22 protein-coding genes and 1 pseudogene are annotated in these 18,639 nt (G+C 55.3%); 10 read left to right on the forward strand and 13 right to left on the reverse strand.

Features of this window, described 5'->3' with window-relative positions; genetic code table 11:
- Positions 1-107 precede the first annotated feature (107 nt).
- The gene (merP, locus tag EDC26_RS11095) at positions 108-383 is read right to left on the reverse strand and encodes a mercury resistance system periplasmic binding protein MerP (RefSeq protein ID WP_132582536.1); all 276 of its coding nucleotides are present in this window, start codon (positions 381-383) and stop codon (positions 108-110) included.
- A 13-nt stretch (positions 384-396) separates the two neighbouring features.
- Positions 397-747: a mercuric ion transporter MerT gene (gene merT / locus EDC26_RS11100; protein WP_132582538.1), complete on the reverse strand. Its 351-nt coding sequence runs from the start codon at positions 745-747 to the stop codon at positions 397-399.
- Positions 748-818: 71 nt separating this feature from the next.
- Here merT and merR point away from each other — a divergent pair, with 71 nt between their 5' ends.
- The 5 genes from merR (at position 819) to arsB (ending at position 3,859) form a co-directional block, all read left to right on the forward strand.
- Positions 819-1,253, forward strand: coding sequence for an Hg(II)-responsive transcriptional regulator (gene merR / locus EDC26_RS11105; RefSeq protein WP_132582540.1), 435 nt, complete (start codon positions 819-821; stop codon positions 1,251-1,253).
- Between the two features lie 102 nt (positions 1,254-1,355).
- The gene (locus EDC26_RS11110) at positions 1,356-1,694 is read left to right on the forward strand and encodes an ArsR/SmtB family transcription factor (protein WP_132582542.1); all 339 of its coding nucleotides are present in this window, start codon (positions 1,356-1,358) and stop codon (positions 1,692-1,694) included.
- On the forward strand, positions 1,691-2,191 hold the full coding sequence (locus EDC26_RS11115; RefSeq protein WP_132582544.1) for an ArsI/CadI family heavy metal resistance metalloenzyme: 501 nt from the start codon (positions 1,691-1,693) through the stop codon (positions 2,189-2,191). Before EDC26_RS11110 ends, EDC26_RS11115 begins: the two co-directional genes overlap by 4 nt.
- A 14-nt stretch (positions 2,192-2,205) precedes the next feature.
- The gene (locus tag EDC26_RS11120; RefSeq protein WP_132582546.1) at positions 2,206-2,715 is read left to right on the forward strand and encodes an arsenate reductase ArsC; all 510 of its coding nucleotides are present in this window, start codon (positions 2,206-2,208) and stop codon (positions 2,713-2,715) included.
- A gap of 73 nt (positions 2,716-2,788) precedes the next feature.
- Positions 2,789-3,859, forward strand: coding sequence for an ACR3 family arsenite efflux transporter (arsB, locus tag EDC26_RS11125; RefSeq protein ID WP_132582548.1), 1,071 nt, complete (start codon positions 2,789-2,791; stop codon positions 3,857-3,859).
- Here arsB and EDC26_RS11130 read toward each other — a convergent pair.
- Positions 3,856-6,132, reverse strand: coding sequence for a heavy metal translocating P-type ATPase (locus EDC26_RS11130; protein WP_132582550.1), 2,277 nt, complete (start codon positions 6,130-6,132; stop codon positions 3,856-3,858). The genes arsB and EDC26_RS11130 overlap by 4 nt on opposite strands.
- Before the next feature lie 79 nt (positions 6,133-6,211).
- Between EDC26_RS11130 and EDC26_RS11135 the strand changes: the two genes are divergently transcribed.
- Positions 6,212-6,658: a Cd(II)/Pb(II)-responsive transcriptional regulator gene (locus tag EDC26_RS11135; protein WP_132582552.1), complete on the forward strand. Its 447-nt coding sequence runs from the start codon at positions 6,212-6,214 to the stop codon at positions 6,656-6,658.
- A 329-nt stretch (positions 6,659-6,987) separates the two neighbouring features.
- Here the strand turns inward: EDC26_RS11135 and EDC26_RS11140 are convergent, their stop codons facing one another.
- The 7 genes from EDC26_RS11140 to EDC26_RS11170 form a co-directional block, all read right to left on the reverse strand.
- Positions 6,988-7,356, reverse strand: coding sequence for a DUF4148 domain-containing protein (locus EDC26_RS11140; protein WP_243700880.1), 369 nt, complete (start codon positions 7,354-7,356; stop codon positions 6,988-6,990).
- A gap of 359 nt (positions 7,357-7,715) precedes the next feature.
- Positions 7,716-8,201, reverse strand: coding sequence for a c-type cytochrome (locus tag EDC26_RS11145; RefSeq protein ID WP_132582556.1), 486 nt, complete (start codon positions 8,199-8,201; stop codon positions 7,716-7,718).
- A gap of 79 nt (positions 8,202-8,280) precedes the next feature.
- Positions 8,281-8,853 (reverse strand): M23 family metallopeptidase, encoded by a 573-nt coding sequence (locus EDC26_RS11150; protein ID WP_243700881.1) that lies wholly within the window; start codon positions 8,851-8,853, stop codon positions 8,281-8,283.
- 231 nt (positions 8,854-9,084) lie between these two features.
- The gene (locus EDC26_RS11155; RefSeq protein ID WP_132582560.1) at positions 9,085-9,591 is read right to left on the reverse strand and encodes a cupredoxin domain-containing protein; all 507 of its coding nucleotides are present in this window, start codon (positions 9,589-9,591) and stop codon (positions 9,085-9,087) included.
- 63 nt (positions 9,592-9,654) lie between these two features.
- Complete coding sequence (locus tag EDC26_RS11160; RefSeq protein ID WP_243700882.1) at positions 9,655-10,782, reverse strand: copper resistance protein B; 1,128 nt, start codon at positions 10,780-10,782, stop codon at positions 9,655-9,657.
- On the reverse strand, positions 10,779-12,653 hold the full coding sequence (locus EDC26_RS11165) for a copper resistance system multicopper oxidase (RefSeq protein WP_132582564.1): 1,875 nt from the start codon (positions 12,651-12,653) through the stop codon (positions 10,779-10,781). Before EDC26_RS11165 ends, EDC26_RS11160 begins: the two co-directional genes overlap by 4 nt.
- Positions 12,654-12,794: 141 nt before the next feature.
- Entirely contained in the window at positions 12,795-13,028 is a 234-nt protein-coding gene (locus EDC26_RS11170; RefSeq protein ID WP_132582566.1) for a DUF2933 domain-containing protein, read from the reverse strand.
- 320 nt (positions 13,029-13,348) lie between these two features.
- Between EDC26_RS11170 and EDC26_RS11175 the strand changes: the two genes are divergently transcribed.
- The 3 genes from EDC26_RS11175 to EDC26_RS11185 all read left to right on the forward strand — a co-directional run bounded on the left by EDC26_RS11175 (position 13,349) and on the right by EDC26_RS11185 (position 16,071).
- Positions 13,349-13,549 (forward strand): heavy-metal-associated domain-containing protein, encoded by a 201-nt coding sequence (locus EDC26_RS11175; RefSeq protein WP_132582568.1) that lies wholly within the window; start codon positions 13,349-13,351, stop codon positions 13,547-13,549.
- 434 nt (positions 13,550-13,983) lie between these two features.
- Positions 13,984-14,667 (forward strand): heavy metal response regulator transcription factor, encoded by a 684-nt coding sequence (locus tag EDC26_RS11180; protein WP_132582570.1) that lies wholly within the window; start codon positions 13,984-13,986, stop codon positions 14,665-14,667.
- A 3-nt stretch (positions 14,668-14,670) separates the two neighbouring features.
- Positions 14,671-16,071: a Cu(+)/Ag(+) sensor histidine kinase gene (locus tag EDC26_RS11185; RefSeq protein ID WP_132582571.1), complete on the forward strand. Its 1,401-nt coding sequence runs from the start codon at positions 14,671-14,673 to the stop codon at positions 16,069-16,071.
- 160 nt (positions 16,072-16,231) lie between these two features.
- Here the strand turns inward: EDC26_RS11185 and EDC26_RS11190 are convergent, their stop codons facing one another.
- Positions 16,232-16,558, reverse strand: a complete 327-nt coding sequence (locus EDC26_RS11190; protein WP_132582572.1) for a DUF4148 domain-containing protein — start codon at positions 16,556-16,558, stop codon at positions 16,232-16,234.
- Between the two features lie 335 nt (positions 16,559-16,893).
- On the opposite strand from EDC26_RS11190, the pseudogene EDC26_RS20395 reads away from it, so the two are divergent.
- Positions 16,894-17,114: pseudogene (locus tag EDC26_RS20395) on the forward strand (hypothetical protein); the annotation flags it as partial.
- A gap of 30 nt (positions 17,115-17,144) precedes the next feature.
- On the opposite strand, the gene EDC26_RS11200 reads toward EDC26_RS20395, so the two are convergent.
- Both EDC26_RS11200 and EDC26_RS11205 read right to left on the reverse strand, forming a co-directional pair.
- A complete protein-coding gene (locus tag EDC26_RS11200) occupies positions 17,145-17,780 on the reverse strand; it encodes an HAD family hydrolase (protein WP_165931000.1) in 636 nt (211 codons plus the stop codon).
- Positions 17,781-17,894: 114 nt separating this feature from the next.
- Positions 17,895-18,638: a metallophosphoesterase family protein gene (locus EDC26_RS11205; protein ID WP_132582574.1), complete on the reverse strand. Its 744-nt coding sequence runs from the start codon at positions 18,636-18,638 to the stop codon at positions 17,895-17,897.
- Position 18,639: the final 1 nt, after the last annotated feature.

Below are 18,639 nucleotides of genomic sequence, written 5' to 3' on the forward strand. Positions count from 1 at the left end.
TGCAGCCGCCTCAAGCGAGTCCCGTTGGGTAGCAATCCCGTCGCAAACGGCCCGATAACTCAGTGCCGTGGTGGCGGTCCGTATTAGTGTTTTGGGATTTTGCATGATTAGTTCTTGAGTGTGGATGGATAGCCAGCGTTGCCGGTTGCCCGCATCAACGCCTGGGCACTCGTCTTGGCATTGTCAAAGGTCACCGTGGCTTCACGCTTGTCAAAAACCACGGTGGTCTTGCTTACGCCTTCGACTTTGGAGAGTGCGGCCTTGACCGTGAGAGGGCAAGCGGCACAGGTCATGCCCGGCACCGATAGCGTGATGGTCTGGGTAGCGGCCCACACGGGAGCAGCGACGACGGCAAGGGCAAGCGAGACAAACAATTTGTTCATGGCAAACTCCCGATTAGTAGAAAAATGGCAGCACATAGGGGAAACCGACTGCAACCAGGATCAATGCGGTAACGATCCAGAAGATGAGCTTGTAAGCGGATCGGACCTGCGGGATTGCGCAGGTCTCGCCCGGCTTGCACGCCTGTGCCGGCCGAAAAATGCGTCGCCAGGCGAAAAACATCGCCATCAATGCCACGCCGATGAAGATTGGGCGGTAGGGTTCCAACACGGTTAAATTTCCGATCCAGGCCCCGCTGAACCCCAGGGCGACCAGAACCAGGGGCCCCAGGCAGCACGTGGAGGCAAGGAGGGCCGCCAGCCCGCCGGTGAAGAGGGCGCCACGCCCATTATTGGATTCCGACATGTATTTGTCCTTTTGATCCTAGAGTGGATGGCGTAACCTTACTTCCGTAGTTATGTACGGAGTCAAGCGGTATGCAAACCAGCTTTGAAAAACTGACCATCGGTACCTTTGCCAAAGCCGCCGGGGTCAATGTGGAGACCATCCGGTTCTACCAACGCAAGGGCTTGTTGCCGGAGCCGGACAAGCCTTACGGCAGTATCCGCCGGTATGGTACGGTGGACGTGACGCGGGTGCGGTTTGTGAAATCCGCTCAGCGACTAGGCTTTAGCCTGGATGAAATCGCCGAACTACTTAAATTGGACGATGGCGCCCACTGCGACGAAGCCAGCCTCCTGGCCGAACACAAGCTCCAGGACGTACGCGAAAAAATGGTTGACCTGTCGCGTATGGAAACCGTTCTGTCCGAGCTTGTGCATGCCTGCCATGCGCGCAAAGGCAATGTGTCCTGTCCTCTGATTGCGTCGCTCCAAGGGGAGAAAGCCATTTCCAGCTCCGGAGCAGGGTAGCCGAGGATTGAGCGTGTCTTATTTTCCGTTTCTGAAGGGCGGCCTGTGACATTTGGAGAATTTCTTCTTGTATTTATTTCAATATTCCAATATTATCGAACTATGGAAACTATGAACGTCATCACTGCCTTGTCGGCCCTCGCGCAAGAATCCCGCCTGGCGGTGTTCCGGCTACTCGTGCAAGCCGGGCCGCAAGGCTTGGCGGCAACCAAAATTGCCGAGGCTTTGGAGCTGGCTCCGTCTTCGTTGTCCTTTCACTTAAAGGAATTGACCTACGCCAAGCTGATACGGCAAGTGAGGGAAGGGCGTTCGCTTATCTATTCCGTAAATTTTGAAACGATGAATGGCGTATTGGGTTTTCTGACCGAAAACTGCTGCGGCGGAAATCCTTGCACGCCGGTTTGTCTTCCTCAGTGTTCTAACGAAGGAGTTTCATCATGAAGCGCTTGCACGTGCATGTTTCCGTTGACAGTCTCGTCGAAAGCATCAAGTTCTATTCAGGCATGTTTGCCGTCGAGCCGTTGGTGGTCAAAGACGACTATGTTAAATGGATGCTCGACGATCCCCGCGTCAACTTTGCCATTTCTCAACGAGGGGCAGCGCTGGGGGTAAACCACTTGGGTGTTCAGGTCGAGTCGGCCAGCGAATTGGGAGAGATGCAGTCGCGCCTGGAATCCTTGCAGCCTGGCGTTGAAAAGGACGAAGGGGTGGCTTGTTGCTACGCGAAATCCGATAAATACTGGGTGACGGACCCTTCGGGCATCGCTTGGGAGACCTTCCAAACGCTCGGCACCATTCCGGTCTTTGGCGAACCGCGAAAAGACAAAACCGATAGCGTCGCGTGTTGTATTCCGGTCGCCAAGTCGCCGGCTAAGGCGGCTGCCGCTACCTGTTGCACGCCTTCCAGCTCATCCGCTTCAACCACAAGCTGCTGCTAAACCAAGGGCTTGCAATGGCTGAAAAAACGTACAACGTCCTGTTTCTGTGCACGGGGAACTCAGCGCGTAGCATCATGGCAGAGGCCCAGGTCACCACATTGAGCAATGGCAGGTTCAAAGGCTATAGCGCCGGCAGCCAACCAGGCGGAACGGTTAATCCCTTTGCCATTAAAAAGGTGCAAAAGACCGGCTATCCCGTGGATAGCCTGCGCAGCAAAAGCTGGGACGAATTTGCCTGGTCCGATGCGCCGCACATGGACTTTATTATTACCGTCTGCGATAACGCGGCGGGCGAAGCGTGTCCCATCTGGCCCGGTCACCCCACCTCGGCCCATTGGTCTTTTCAAGACCCCGCAGCCGTGGAAGGTACTGACGAAGAAAAACGTGCCGCGTTTGACAAGGTATTCAGGCAAATCGCAACACGACTACATGCGTTTGTCAGCTTGCCCTTTCACCTGCTGGATAAAGCCGCTATCGGACAGGAAATCAGAAAAATTGGTGACCCCACTATAGTCGTGATATAGCTAGCCACGGCTACGCGAGGCTAGGCTTCGATCGGCGACAGCCTGGCCGCTGCATCTTTACATGGAATAGGTAATGACTTCATCTTCTATCGCGACCCTGGCCGACCCAGTTGCCCCGACTATGGGTTTCTTTGAACGCTATCTAACCGTTTGGGTGGCCCTTTGCATTGTGGCCGGCATCCTATTAGGCCAGGCTTTCCCTGCGGCCTTCCAGGGCATCGCCCGCTTTGAGATTTCCCGGGTCAATATTCCCGTTGGCCTTTTGATTTGGGTGATGATTATCCCGATGCTTATCAAAATTGACTTCAGCGCACTGGCGCGGGTCAAGAGCCAATGGCGTGGCATTGGCGTCACCCTTGGCATCAACTGGCTGGTCAAACCCTTTTCTATGGCATTTTTAGCGTGGCTGTTCATTCGGCATTTGTTTGCGGGCTGGCTCCCGGCTGATCAAATTGATAGTTATATTGCCGGCTTGATATTGCTGGCGGCAGCACCCTGTACCGCCATGGTTTTCGTATGGAGCCAGCTCTGCAAAGGCGATCCGTATTTCACGCTGTCGCAAGTCGCCCTCAACGATGCCATCATGACCGTCGCGTTTGCGCCGCTGGTGGCGTTGTTGCTGGGATTGGCTTCCATATCCGTGCCTTGGGATACGTTGATTACCTCCGTTGGCTTGTACATTATCGTACCCGTTGTCCTGGCCCAATGGATACGCAAGGCGCTCTTGGCTAAGGGTCAAGCCACCTTCGAGCGAACCGTCTCAAACCTCGGCCCCTATTCTATGGCGGCATTGCTGCTAACCCTGGTCTTGCTCTTTGCTTTCCAGGGGGAGGCCATTATTGCGCAGCCACTGGTTATTGCGCTCCTGGCGGTGCCAATTCTGATCCAGGTGTTTTTTAATTCTGGCGTGGCCTACCTGTTTAATCGCAAGTTGGGCGTGCCGCACTGCGTCGCGGGCCCATCGAGCCTGATTGGCGCGTCCAATTTTTTTGAATTGGCTGTCGCGACCGCCATTAGTCTGTTCGGCTTTCAGTCCGGGGCGGCCTTGGCCACGGTTGTGGGTGTTCTGATTGAAGTACCCGTCATGTTGCTAGTGGTCAGTATTGTGAACCGTTCGCAGCAATGGTATGAAGCAAAGGCTTAAACAGAGGTCGACATGGATTGGGGCACCCTCTTCGAGAAGTAATTGAGCAAACGCAACCCGTTAAACACCACCAATAAGCTCGCACCCATATCCGCGAATACGGCCATCCATAAGGTCGCATTGGCGCTTAATGCAAGCACGAGGAAGATAGCCTTGATCCCAATCGCCAACGAAATATTTTGCTTGAGTACCGTCCCGGTCTGCCGGCTCAGGCTGATGAAGTCCGCAATTTTGCGCGGATCGTCGTCCATAATGGCCACGTCAGCGGTTTCCAATGCCGTGGCTGTACCGGCGGCGCCCATCGCAAAGCCGATATCGGAACGCGCCAAGGCCGGAGCATCGTTCACCCCATCGCCCACCATGCCGACCATCCCGTAGTCGCTTTTTAGCCGGGCGATGGCGGTTTGCTTGTCGTGTGGCATCAAATTGCCGTGGGCATCCTCGATTCCCAACTGATCGGCAATGGCCCGCGCGGTCGTTGGGTTGTCTCCGGTCAGCATGGTTGCATGAACGCGTAGGGCTTTAAGAGCGGCCACGGCTTGAACACTCTCGGAGCGAACGGTGTCGGCCACGGCAAATACGGCCACGGGCCCGGCGTGGTGGAATAAGACGATGGCTGTTTTTCCGGCATTTTCCAGGGCTGCCAAACGGGCTTCCAGCTCGGGAGAACAAACCCCCACCTCTTCAACCAGGCGATGATTGCCAAGGTGCCATGTTTGGCCGTGGACGCTGCCTGTAACGCCACGGCCATTGAGCACATCGAATTTTTCAACGGGTAGGAGCTGGGCATCCGGCTGTTTTTCCCGCCATCCTGCGACCAAGGCTTGTGCAACGGGGTGCGTGCTGTGATCGTCCAGGCTGGCGGCGATCAATAGGGCTTGTTCAATCGGCATGTCGCCAAACGGATTAGCGTCGGTGAGTACGGGTTTGCCTTGCGTCAGGGTGCCCGTCTTATCGAGCGCCATGGCTTTCAGCAGACGGCCGCTTTCCAGAAAGACGCCGCCCTTGATCAGGATTCCGTGCTTGGCCGCCGCTGCCAAGCCGCTGACCACCGTGACAGGCGTCGACACGACCAGGGCACAGGGGCAGGCAATAACGAGCAGCACAAGCGCTTCGTAGAACCAGGCGCTCCATGTCCCATTGAAAAGCAGCGGGCCAAAGATGGCCACAGCTACCGCAAACACCACCACGGCGGGAGTGTAGAAGCGGGCAAATTGATCGACGAAACGCTGGGTGGGAGCGCGCTGTGACTGAGCCTGCTGAATGGCGGTAGCGATGCGCGCCAAGGTGCTGTGGCTGGCCAACGCCGAAACAGTCGCTTCGACAACGCCATCGGTGACGATGCTTCCGGCATAAAGCAGGTCACCCGCTTGCTTGTCCACCGGCAGGCTTTCTCCCGTTATAGGCGCTTGATTGAGGGCCGCATGGCCGGAATCTACACGAGCGTCCAGCGGCACTCGAGAGCCGGTACGAACGCGAATGCGGGTGCCTACTTCTATACGAGCCACCGGTTGTTCCAACCAACCCGTATCGGTCTTTACTTCAGCCGTTTCCGGGGCCAGGGCTGTTAGGGATTTGATGGCATGGCGCGCCCGTTCCAGCGATAGGGCTTCGACCGCTTCGGCCACAGCGAAGAGGAACACGACCATTGCGGCTTCCGGCCATTTTCCGATGATGACGGCGCCGATCACCGCCAGCGACATCAGAAAGTAAATATTAAGGGTCAGATTCTTGATCGCGATCCAGCCCTTTTTTAGCGTCGGCAGGCCAGCACTCATAATGGATATGGCGGCCAAGGCCGCTACCGGCCAGGACGTCTCCTGTCCGGTGGTCCAGGCGACAACTTCAGCGCTTATCGCAGCGGCTCCGGCGATAGCCAGCAGCCATTTCTGGTGAGTCGCCAGGGCAGGGGAAATAGGGGAGGATGGAGTGCTTGCGCCAAGCAGGCTAGGGGCCATATCCAAACTGTCCAGCGCCGTGGTGATGGCTTGTATATCGTCAAGCTGGTGGTGGACGGTCAGTTCCCGATCAAGTAGATTGAAATCAAGCCCGACAACGCCCGCCATGGGTTCCAGCCTGTTGCGAATTAAACGTTCCTCAGTCGGACAGTCCATTTTATCGATGCGATAACGCACACAACGCGCGCCTTCGGGTGGCGCAATGGCCTGATTGGCAGCCGTCGGATGACCGGTTTTCATATCCCTGGCGCAACAGGCATCGCGATGTTCAGAGTGTGGGTGAAATGCCGTGTTTTGTTTGTCGCTTTGATTCATTACGCCGTACCGTCAAAAGTATGTCATCATTTAATAGTCTGTACCTACTACAGGGTCAAGCGCAGTTTAGGGACGCATTATGAAAATTGGGGAATTGGCGCAACGCAGTGGCTGCAATATAGAAACCGTGCGCTTTTATGAGCGTGAAGGGTTGCTCGACGCGCCCGAACGCGATTCGAACGGCTATCGTCGCTATGCCGAGGCCAACTTGGTCGAGCTCAACTTTATTCTCCATTGCCGCTCGCTGGGCATGGGCTTGCCCGAGGTGCGTACGCTACGCAGTTTTCAAGCCAACCCTGAGCTGGCCTGCGATGAAATCAATCACTTAATCGACAGACATATTGACCGCACTCACGAGCAGATTGCGGCGCTACGCGTGCTGGAGCAGCAGTTGCGCGCGCTACGGGATACGTGTCACGCCAATCGGAAAACGAGTGAATGCGGAATTATGCGCAATTTAACGCAGGCCGCCGATGGCCATGAATGCTCGTGTCATTCACACGAAGGAAAGGCGGTCATTGATTGAGGCTTGGAAAATGAGGTGGCACAAGGATTGCACCACATGGGAGTACTACCTCCGTGCTGACTTGGTCAGTCGTAGCTTACTAGCGCCAAACGCGAAAATAATAGTGTTCAGGGCAACACTAAAATCAGCAATCAGTGGGCACTGGGGCAAGGTCGGTACAAGAGGGGCCAGAAATAGCAATGGCTAGGTTGTACATCCTGAAAACAAAGAGAAGCTGTGTCACTGTCTGCGACAGATATCTAAATAATGATAACGCCCGATGACGTTATCATTTCCATTAGGCGAGGGGGTTAATCTCGGTAGGTCGGCCCTTTTGTTTTATTCGATGTTTAGTTTGGAGTCGGCCCATGGCCTTCGGCGTTATAGGCGACAAGTTCGGCCTGCACCTCTGCGCGAGTCTTGGGGCTAGAGGAAGGAGTCTCGGATGGGTAATCCCCCTCGCCGCGGCTTAATGTGCCTGCCATGCGAGCGTCGGCCAGCTCGGCCCGCACGTCTTGGCGAGTCTTGGAGTTGGAGGTCTTCAGAGCCGGCGGATAATCCAACTCACCACGGCTTAAAAGGCCCTGAGCGCTCGCCTCTTGCAATTCAGCGATAACCTGCGCTCGGGTTTTAGTTGATGGCGCATCCACATGGGCGGCTTGTGCCGCGCCAGCGATTAGCGAAAGAGAAATCATCAATGCACTCACTATAGTTTTCATACGAACTCCATCTATTAAATAAAAACAACAAACCGGCGATGTGTTGCCGACCTTGCGCATCGCAAAAGGTTGTCGATGGAGATACTTTAACGAATCGCTCCCAACAGTTAGAGGACACCCCGATTACATTTTCGTCACGCTGATGAGCCAATCCTCATATTAATTACAGTCGTGTAATCTTACTGCCAGCGCCGATACGACGGCGTCTGCGCTGACTAGCCGGTGCGTTGTTTCCGTTTACCGGGTTGCTGCTCTCGCCCATGCTTGCCGCGCTCGCGATGAGCTTAAGCTCCGCCTCGGTCGTGACGAATACGCTACGGTTGCCCAAGACGAGATAAAGGGCCCTGCGGGCCAAGCCATTACTGCGGTGGTTGCTGCGTGATTTCCTTCTGGGCGTCCAGCGCCTGTTTGGGCCAGGAACTCTTGATATAAGCCAGCACGGCCTGGATGTCCTGGTCGGTCAACGACTTGCCATAGGCCGGCATATCGCTGACGTATCCAGGTGGGGCCGTCACACCGGGCACGAGACCATTTTTAATGATGTCAATCAAAACAGCGTCCGGATGATGCCAGGTGTGTCCCGTCTCATCGTGCGGTGGCGCGGGCAAGCGTCCATTAGGCTGACGTATCCGCCAGTCCGGCTGGCCCTCCAGCTTCGCGCCATGGCAGGCGGCACAGTTGTTGGCGTAGATTTTCTTGCCATGGGTTACAAGCCTTTGGTCGGAGGGATCAACATAAGCCGCCCCTGAATTCATGAAGGATCCGTATATAAGCGTGCCGACACCAAGTACCAAAAGGCTGACCAGGCCGACGACCGCTACTTTCTTTTTCAGAGCCATTGCCATTGAAGCCATCCTTGTGTATTGAATCGCATGATAAAGGCAAGGAGTAGGCTACCCTTGTCCGGACAGTACCTATATGGGCTCACTCTTGGACGTAGGAGGCCAATAGTCGTTTTGCCGGCATGGGATCCACCGGCTGATCATTGATTCGCAGCTCATAGTGCAAATGAGGGCCTGTTGACGTCCCGGTGGAACCGACATACCCAATGATTTGGCCTTTTTCTACGTCGGCGCCTTGCTTCAGACCCTTCTTGAATCGGCTTTGATGTGCATAGACAGTGGAATAGGCATTGCCATGGTCTACGAAAATAACTTTCCCGTACCCGTTTTGAACGCCAATAAAAGCGATCTTCCCGGGTGCGGTCGCTCTGATGGGTGTCCCCTTGGGTGCCGCGTAATCAATGCCTTGATGGCCTGTCCACTGGCCCGATACCGGATGCAATCGGTAACCGAAAGCCGAGTTGATTTTTACACGTTCGCTAAGCGGTGTTTTAAGAAACATCTTCTGCAAGCTCTCCCGCCGAGAGGGCACTTTATGAGGGTAGTTGCCGAGCACGCGGACGGGACCCTCAATGATAGAGACCAGGCTCACCTCCGAGGCCACGGCGGTATTTGCCACAAGGCAAGCGATGATAAGAAGGGGTGTTTTTAACATCGTGTACATATCATGTAAGAAATATTCGGATGGTGTTGGAGCACACCTTACCTTTCGTCGCCGAGATGGCCTCTGGTGGGTTCAGGAGGGCGTGCATCGACCGTGGCAACAGCCCTAGCCGTAAATCTTGATAAGCGGCGCTGCCATCCCGCGATGGATTCACTCTTGCGGCGGCTGGGCAACCCTCGCGAAATGGATTAACAGTTCCTTGGACAGCGCCGCTATGTGGCGTCACCCTATTATTTTTACCTGACCGACCATGCCGGCTTCCATATGTCCCGGGACCAGGCAGGCAAAGTCCACCGTTCCTGTTTGGGGGAACTGCCAAACCATACCGCCTTTTTGGCCGGGATTAAGCGTAATCATATTGGATTCGGCATGCTTCATCCCAGGCATCTTGCGCATCATCTCCGCATGTTCCTTCAGTTCGGCCGTCGTGCCGATCATCATTTCATGAGGAATCTTGCCGGCATTTTTAACCAGAAACCGGACCGTCTCGCCCGGCTTGACATTGATTTGGCCTGGGGTGAAACGCATGGTATCGTCCAAGACGAGTTCAATGGTACGAGTGACCTTGGCCGCATTGCCAGGTTGTCCGATGGCCACATCGGCTTTTTTCATACTGGACATGTCATGGCCGGGCATGGATTTCATATCATGACCTCCGGTGTGGCCACCGGCGGCCAAAGCCAGAGCGGGCAAGGTGCTCAATAACAGTATGGACAATGCTTTCTTCATAAGAATCCCTTATTCGAGTGAATAGATCAGGAGGGTCGAGTGCGACCCTTTCGGGTAAAACCTTTAAAACCGAAAGCTCACGCCCGCAACGAACCGGGTTTCGGTGGGGCGTTCGCCTGAAGCGCGAGCAAAATTCGCCGTTTGGCCAAACTTGCCGGCCCATTCCACGCCGATATACGGCACAAACTGGCGCGTGACCTCATACTTCAAGCGTAGACCGGCCGTGGCATCCGATAGGCCACTGCCGATTTCCCGCGCCTCATCGCGCTTGCCGTAAAAATTGACTTCCACCCTGGGTTGCAGAATCAGTCGTTGCGTGAGCAGTAAGTCATATTCTGTGCTCAGGCGCAGGGCGGTTCGACCATTGTTGCCGACATACGCCGTGGCATCGACATTGAACCAGTAGGGGGCCAGGCCCTGAACGCCGAAAGCCAGCCATCCTCGATTCGGCCCAATCCCGTGGTCAAAGCGCACACCCAACTGGCTATCCCAAAACGTCGAGATGGCATGCCCCCATAACAACTCTGTTCGGGAATCCAGCAACTTGCCCCTCGCCACTTCGCCTTCGGCCTTCAATACCGCCCGATTGTAGGTGCCGCCAAACCAGGCTTGCCCCTCATAGGCCATCCATTCATTACCCCGTGCTCCTCTGACGTACTCCAGTCGATCCACCAGCACGGACGCGAAATTGTGCTCGTCTGACATGCGTAGGCGCTGTGCGGAGCCCAGCGAATACTTACCCGCATCCAGGGTGTAGCCGTCGGAATAAGCGTTGGGGTCGCGCGCATCGGGCGGCGCCGATCCGCCTTGCATCTGCATGGCGCCATGGTCCATTTCACCGCTACCTTGGCTCATGGCCCCCATGTCGGGCTTTTTGGCCGAGGGTTTTGCCTGGCTTTCCCCGTGATTCATGCCTGGCATGGCGCTGGATGTCTCACTCGGGCTTTTTGTGTTCATGGCACCATGGTCCATGCCCGGCATATTCATTTTGCTGTGATCCATGCCGGGCATGCTGGCTCCATCCGTGGTCGGACTGGCTGGTGTGGCCACATGGCCGCTATGTGCGTTATACGCTTGGGCGTAGGAAAAAATTGGCGTGAAACCCGCCGTAGCGATAGCGACCACAAGGAATTTCTTCTTTAAACGTCTATTCATGGCCAGGATTCTCTTCTTGTCGTGGGTTGCGTTCATGCCACCACCACTTCACGGAACATGCCCATGTCCATATGGAGCATAAGGTGGCAATGCCAGGCCCAACGGCCCAATGCGTCGGCGGTCACGAGAAAGCTGATGCGTTGCGCGGGTTGCACGGGGATCGTGTGGCGGCGTGCCTGGAAGGCGCCGTCGGGCGTTTCCAGTTCGCTCCACATGCCATGCAGATGCATGGGGTGCGTCATCATGGTGTCGTTGTGCAAAATGACCCTCACCCGCTCGCCATAGCGAAAATGCACGGGGGTGGATTGACCAAACTCCACCCCATCGAACGACCAGGTATAGCGCTCCATATTGCCGGTAAGATGCAGCTCAATTTCGCGCTCGGCTCCGCGCGGATCCATCGGCCCGCCAAGAGTGTGCAAATCGGCCAAAGTGAGCACGTGCCGGCCGTTGTTGCGCAGCCCAATGCCGGGGTCATCCAGATTGGTGCGCGGCATATCGACGTGCATATCGGTGCTCGGACCGTACTCGGTCTTCGCATGGCGCACCTTAGTGCTTGCTTTGTCCTTACTCATGGCGCTATGGTCCATACCCGCCATGTTGGCGTGATTCATGCCTGCCATCGATCCGTGGTTCATGCCCGCCATACTGCCTGCGCTCATGCCGGCCATTGCCCCATGATTCATTCCCGCCATGGCAGGCTGATCCGAACCGCCGTGATCCATGCCTGCCATCCCCGCCATGCCGCCACCCATGGCGCCCATCATGTCAGCCATGGAAAGCCACTCGGGCTTATCCACATGGGGTACCGCCGCTACAACCCCCGCTCGCATTGCCAAGGTGCCGCGGGCATACCCGGTGCGATCCATGGACTGCGCGAAGAGGGTGTAGGCGTCGTCTTTGGGCTCGACGATAACGTCATACGTCTCTCCTGGCCCGAAGCGAAATTCATCCACAGTCACAGGCTCGATGTTCTGTCCGTCGGCTTGGACAACTGTCAATTTCAGACCGGGAATACGTATGTCGTAAAAGGTGTTCGCCGCCCCGTTAATGAAACGCAGGCGCACGCGCTCGCCTGCGCGAAAGAGCCCGGTCCAGTTGCCGGCGGGCGTCGTGCCATTCATTAAGTACGTGAGCACATTGGACGATAAATCGTTCAGATCGGTCGGGCTCATGCGCATCTCGTTCCACATCTTGCGCTTATCGATCGCCGCTTTGACGCCATTGCGGGATGCATCCTGGAAGAAATCCACCACGGTCGGCTGGTTGTAGTTGTAGTAATCCCCCTGCATTTTCAGCTTGGCCAGCACGCGCATGGGGTCTTCATCGGTCCAGTCCGAGAGCTGAACCACATACTCACGATCAGCGCGAACCGGGTCGCTTTGGGCGGGCTCAATCACAATCGCGCCTATCATGCCCGTCGCTTCTTGCATGCCTGAATGCGAGTGGTACCAATACGTGCCGTTTTGCTCGACCTTGAAGCGGTAGGTGAACGTTTTCCCCGGGGCAATGCCAGGAAAACTGATACCCGGTACACCGTCCATCTGAAAGGGCAAAATGATGCCGTGCCAGTGGATCGAGGTTGCTTCTTTTAGCCGGTTTGTGACGCGTATGGTGACCGTATCGCCTTCACGCCAGCGTAAGGTGGGCCCCGGAAGCGATCCGTTGATGGTGGTGGCCATTCGTGGGTTACCGGTAAAATTCACCGGCGACTCCCCAATTTCAAGATTGAATTCAGTCCCCGAGAGCACCGCCGGCGTACCCGTTCGGGAATTGCTCGACTGAGCCCAAGCCGTGCGGGCAAAGGGCGACAAGCCCAGCAGAACCCCACCGGCCGCGAGTCCTTGAACGAATCGGCGACGGGGCAATAGAGGCAGAGCTAGAGAAGGCGGAAGCGGACGGTTCACGTGAGCGTATCCTAGAATCAGAAGAGTCTAAAAAACGACCACGTACAGTGGCCGCAACATTAATCAGGTCAATGACCAGCACTTTAACGACGTGCTCATGTCGGTTCGATGATGCCGGAATTACAATTTTGTAATGTGGAGCTAGTGTCTGCTTGGACCATACAATGGCTTGGAGGGTGTTTTATAGGTTTTATCCTTTTCGACACTGAGCTCTTTCTCGCACGACGGCATGGCTTTCATCATGAAAGCCATCATCAACGGGCACATCAGAAAGAACAAGAACGGAGCGCTGACGGCAATCCATTCACGCGCAACGGGCAAGGTCGCGTACGCCACGGCGATGACAACACCAAGGCCAAGGCTCGTCTTCATCATCGTTTCCTCGGGTAGGTAAGCCGCCTTCAGATCCCCCGGGCAACTAGGAATGAGCGGTGGCTAATACACTGTAGCGAGCCTTTTCTGTCAACCCGATTACGCCCTCATACATCTTTGTCATGTAGGTGCCACGCTTTAACGGCGGCCAAGCAACTTCTCGTTACGAAGCGAAACTAGAAATAGTGGCCGCCAACCTTACCCCGCGTAAGAATTCGATCGTATTGCAGAAAAAGCCGGTAAATGCGACATCGGGCCGGCTTGACATTGTCATAGCAGGAAGGTTTACAGTATTGTTGTGCGGTGTTGCCTAGGGAGATGCAATGATTGAGTTCGAAGTGAAAGACATGACCTGTGGCCATTGTGTGGACACCATTACGCGCGTCGTTAAAGAAACCGCACCCACAGCCTGCGTTGACATTGATCTTTCCACTCATTGGGTTCGGATCGATGGGGTATCCAGCTCAGATGTTATCGAACGTGCTATCCGAGAAGTTGGGTATACCCCTGTGCTCAAATCTTAAGGGCTAGCAGAAACCGTTAAACGGGCTACATCCTATTTTTTTACATCTTGCTCTTCGAGGCACGATACCGCGCAGTGGTCACAAGCCGTGGCGGGCGTAACAGCATCAGAACAGGATAGAGATTGTTCATGAGGCAGGAGTACCTCCAAAGTGGCTCATTCGGTTGGGGTGGGCCGATTATTAGGCACAACAAATCAGCTTTCCATCACCCCAACCCCGATGCCATCCGCCACACTTTCCATTTAAAACTGGGCGCGCTCTATCTCGTAGCGCTCAAGGACAATTTGTCCGCCATGGGTGCATTACAATTTTGTAATCAATACGTCATGCTTGTGTCAGTGTGATGCAGGTAGAGTTCCACGGTGTGTGCTGATCGTGCTTGATCGGCAGGTGTCCTCTCCCACAAAAACAGAAGAAATTCGCAGGAGCGATCCATGAAACTGCTCGTCGTCGAAGATGAGATAAAAACCGGCGAATATGTGCGACAAGGCCTGATGGAATCGGGCTTTGTGGTCGATCTGGCCCGCACAGGTCTGGATGGGCATCACCTCGCGCTGACAGAATCCTATGATTTGATCATCCTGGATGTCATGCTACCGGACGTTGACGGTTGGCGTATTGTGCAAGCGTTGCGCGAAGCAAAATCGTCCACTCCAGTCTTGTTTCTGACGGCACGCGATAGCGTGGAAGATCGCGTTAAGGGTCTGGAGCTCGGCGCCGATGATTACTTGATCAAACCCTTTGCCTTCTCGGAACTGCTCGCACGGGTGCGTACGCTCCTGCGTCGGGGAGCCACTTCAGTCTTAATTGATCAATTGCAAGTGGCTGACCTTGTTCTGGATATCCCGCGTCGACGGGCAATACGAAAAGAGGTGCGGATTAACCTGACAAACAAAGAATTTGCGCTCTTGGAGCTTTTGGTGCGTCGCCAAGGCGAGGTGTTGCCGCGTTCGCTCATTGCTTCACAAGTATGGGATATGAATTTCGACAGCGATACCAACGTTATTGATGTCGCGATTCGGCGCCTGCGCGCCAAAATCGACGACACCTTTGAGCCCAAGCTTATTCATACGGTGCGTGGCATGGGTTATATGCTCGATGTCAGCAGCGTGAGCTGACCCGTGGCGCGCCGCCCCGCATCTCTGGCCCTGCGCCTGACGGTCTCCATCGGAGTGGTCATAACCGTTGTACTGCTTTCATTTGGATGGGTCGTTGAACGATCTATCAATACTCACTTTGCTCAGCAAGATGTCGATGAGCTGAATGCCGTTGTGCAGTCCGTGGAGCAGTCGCTTTCCGGGCGGCCCAATGGCATAGACCTAGCCGCGTTGAAACTCCGATTGGCCAGTGCGGTATCGGGCCATCATGCGGCGCAGTTTCGGATCTCCGACGCTGAAGGGAATGTGCTTTACGCAACGCCCGGCTCGGACCTCGATAGTTTTGCGCGCTTGGCGTCGCCTGTGAATAAGGTCGATATCGACTCAGTGAGAATCTGGCAGGATAAGGGGCAGACCTATAGAGGGGCTATTGTGCAGATAAGACAAAATGGCTCCTCGGACAACAAGCCCTTGAACTTAGCGATAGCCACCGGCATCAATTTCCATTTGCACTATCTTGAGAGCTTTCACAGTACCCTGAAGCTTATTACCTTCGCCGCTTGCCTCCTTGCCATTCTGGCGACATGGCTTGCGGTATATCAAGGCCATGCGCCCCTACGCCGCATCAGCCGAGAAATACGTCGAATCAAATCGGACCAATTGCATATACGACTTGACCCCCGGACCGTTCCTGTGGAATTGACTGAGCTGGCCGTGTCATTTAACGACATGCTTGATCGCATTGAAAATGTATTTCGACGGCTGTCCAATTTCTCGGCCGATATCGCTCATGAGCTGCGTACGCCCATAACGAACCTGAAGACGCAGACCGAAGTAGTGCTCTCGCAGTCGCGCAATCTTGAACAGTATCGAGAAATCCTGTATTCGAATCTGGAAGAATACGAGCGTATGGCCAAAATGGTCGGCGATATGCTGTTTTTGGCTCAGGCCGATAACAATCAGCTCAAACCGGAACTGGTCAGCGTGGACCTGGTCACGGAGGTGCAGGCGCTCTTTGATTACTTCGAAGCATGGGCCGAAGAAAGAGCCGTTTCATTGATACGCAAAGGTCCAGCCATATGCATTCAGGGCGATAGGTTGATGATCCGCCGCGCGCTCAGCAACCTATTATCTAACGCGATTCGCTACACCCCTTCGGGGCAAGCGATAACGATTTCCCTTGAAGAAAGTGCCCACGACAGAGTCATTATTCGTGTCGAAAATCCAGGATTGGTGATCAATCCTGACCATCTACCAAGGTTGTTTGATCGATTTTACCGCGCCGACCCCTCGCGCCAACGCAAAGGAGAAGGGGCGGGCTTGGGCCTGGCGATTGTGAAATCGATCATTGACGCACATGGCGGCACGATTACCGCAAAAAATGAGAGCGGAAACATGATGTTCGAGATCGTGCTTCCTAAATAACGTACTAAATAAAAGACCAACTGTTAGTTGCCCGGTATCCTCAAGTGAGGATGTGCACTCTACCGAGTGCACAAAAAAATACCGCGCACGCTGACGTCAATCAGCCGTGCGCGGTGGCGGTCACCCACCCCCTCGTAGGGAAAGGTTATATCGACTCTACCTATTTCGCAGACTGCCGCTGCACTTCTTGTTGATATTCGGATCCCCAACGCAAGCGGACATATTCTGCATACGCAGCTTTGTATTCGGGACGGAACGTGTCCGGGCCGCCGCGGTGCCGCCAGAACTTATCCAGCCCCGCGCGCTTCCAGAGCGCCAGGTCAGCATGAACCTCCGCGCTTGTTTTAGGTTCTCCGTAGGCGGTAGTAACGCTTGGCTCGATTTCCTGGCCAGCGTGCACGGACTGGCGTACCTGTTGAGCACCCGCAGCCGTGGCGGCCGCGGAGAGTAGGAAGGCCGTTACTAAAAGAATTTTTGAGCTACGCATAATTCTTACTCCAAAAACCGGATGACGTCGCTTCCTTGCTCACCGAGCTAGCTCAATTCACATTGGGCCATTTGGCTGAAAGGACGTAAATATTCTACGGTGCCCATGGTGACAAACATCGAACATACGCATTACATTTTCGTAAGCTTTATGATGGCGTCCAGTGCTCTTGCAATTTTTTTCATGCACCAGAGAAAGTCCTATTAAGATCCGCACTAGTAAGAGTTCACGCTGCTTGTACCGTTAGAGCCAAAAGGCACAGCCCATTTATGCTCAGGGCGTCGGCTTGCATGTTCCCATTGTCTCTTGTCATAGAGCTTTTCTTGTCGTGAAGAACTCAGGTATGTTATGTATGGAGCCCGCCCTGTAAAGGCGACCCGTATTTCACGCTGTGGCAAGTCGCACTCAACGATGCCATCATGATGGTTGCGTTTCAAGGCAACGCCATTATTGTGCAATCGATGATTATTGCGTTGCTGGCGGCCCCGATTTTATTCAGGTGCTTTTTAATTCTGGCCTTGCCTATCTATTCAATCGTAAGCTGGGCGTGCTGCATTCACGCGAGTACTACAGCAAGTCGAATTGGTTACGCAGCGATGAGCTCATCGAGCGACCGAATGGTGTCTTTCACCCTGGCGGGCCCGCCACGCACCAGGTGTCGCGCACGCATGCCGATGGCGCGCGGCCCGACATAATCGTCTTCGACCGTATCGCCCACGAACAGAATATCCGCAGGCGCGCAGCGCAATGACTGGCAGACGGCACGGTACATGGCGGGATCCGGTTTGATGGTACCCACGTTAAAGCTCCACACATAGGCATCGAGCCCAAACGGCAGGAGTTCTAACACAGGGATAGCGTAGGGCGCCGCCAGGTTCGAGCACACGGCGATCTGGATACCCGTCTCATGCAGTGCGATGAGCGCGCGGCGCGCGTCCGGGTACAGCGTCACGCTGGCCAGCTCCGCGAAAAGGTCTTGTTTGAGCGAAGCGAGTACGGGTGTGGGCAACGTCATGCCAAACCGTTGCGCCGTCCCTGCCAGTTCCGTCAAATAGCACATCACTTGGGCCGCATCATCGTGGCGAGGCGCGCGACCCGCGCGGGCGAGCCACTGCAGGAGCTGGGCATAGGGGCGGCGCCGGTCTTGAATCTCGACCAGCGTGCCGTAAACATCGAAGACGATGGCTTTGACGCCTCCCAGGGAGGCGGCGAGAGGACTCATACAGGAGGACACCTTATTGGACGAGGCGCTTAGCATTGAGTCGACAGCCTCAGTCGCCTTTAAATTCACCGTTTCGACTCGGACGGATTCCTTTTAACTCATGCGACAAGGTTTTCAATAACGTCGCGCGCCATCCAATTCCCCCGCCACGACCCGCTCCCCTTTCATATCGGTTATCCCACGCAAACCGACACCGTAAGTACGGAACCCCATCTTTGCCTCCCAGGCCCCATAGTCCCGGCTATCATGGTGATGGCCATGAAACACCGCCTTCACCCCCATCACCTGTGCCAGCAAATCCATGGCCGGAAACCCGTGCGGATGACAGGACGGCGCTTCATGGGTCACAAGAATATCCGCCTCTTGGTCAGCGAGCCGATCGACCACCTCCGGAAAAATCGTGGACAAATGCTTCAACGCTTTCCCTGTGACTTTGGCGGAGTCGCGAAGCCGGGGCGGTGTTGAGGCTTTCAACCTGGCAAGATAGTCCCCGTAGCGTCGCACCGCCGGTTTTTGATGGGTCGCGGACACGCCGTCCGGATACCAGACCTCACCTCGGAAGATGCCGCCCAGCCCGGCCACCTGCACCCCTTCGATCTGAACCACGCGTCCGTCCAGGCAGCGGTGCCAGGAACCCTGTAGATGGTCCCAACTGCGCTGACGATCCGTATCATGATTACCATGGATGAACCACACGCCGATGCCCGCCTCGGTGAGCGGACGAATCTCTTCTTCAAAGGGGTGCTGCGCCTCGATGTCACCCAGAAAGACCACGGTCGCCGTCGCATCGTCTCGCGGCCTGATCGCGGGCAGCACATGGTCAATGCGCCCGTGTACATCACCCAGGAAATAGATCATG

Source organism: Paralcaligenes ureilyticus (assembly GCF_004346225.1).
Classification (GTDB): Bacteria; Pseudomonadota; Gammaproteobacteria; order Burkholderiales; family Burkholderiaceae_B; genus Paralcaligenes; species Paralcaligenes ureilyticus.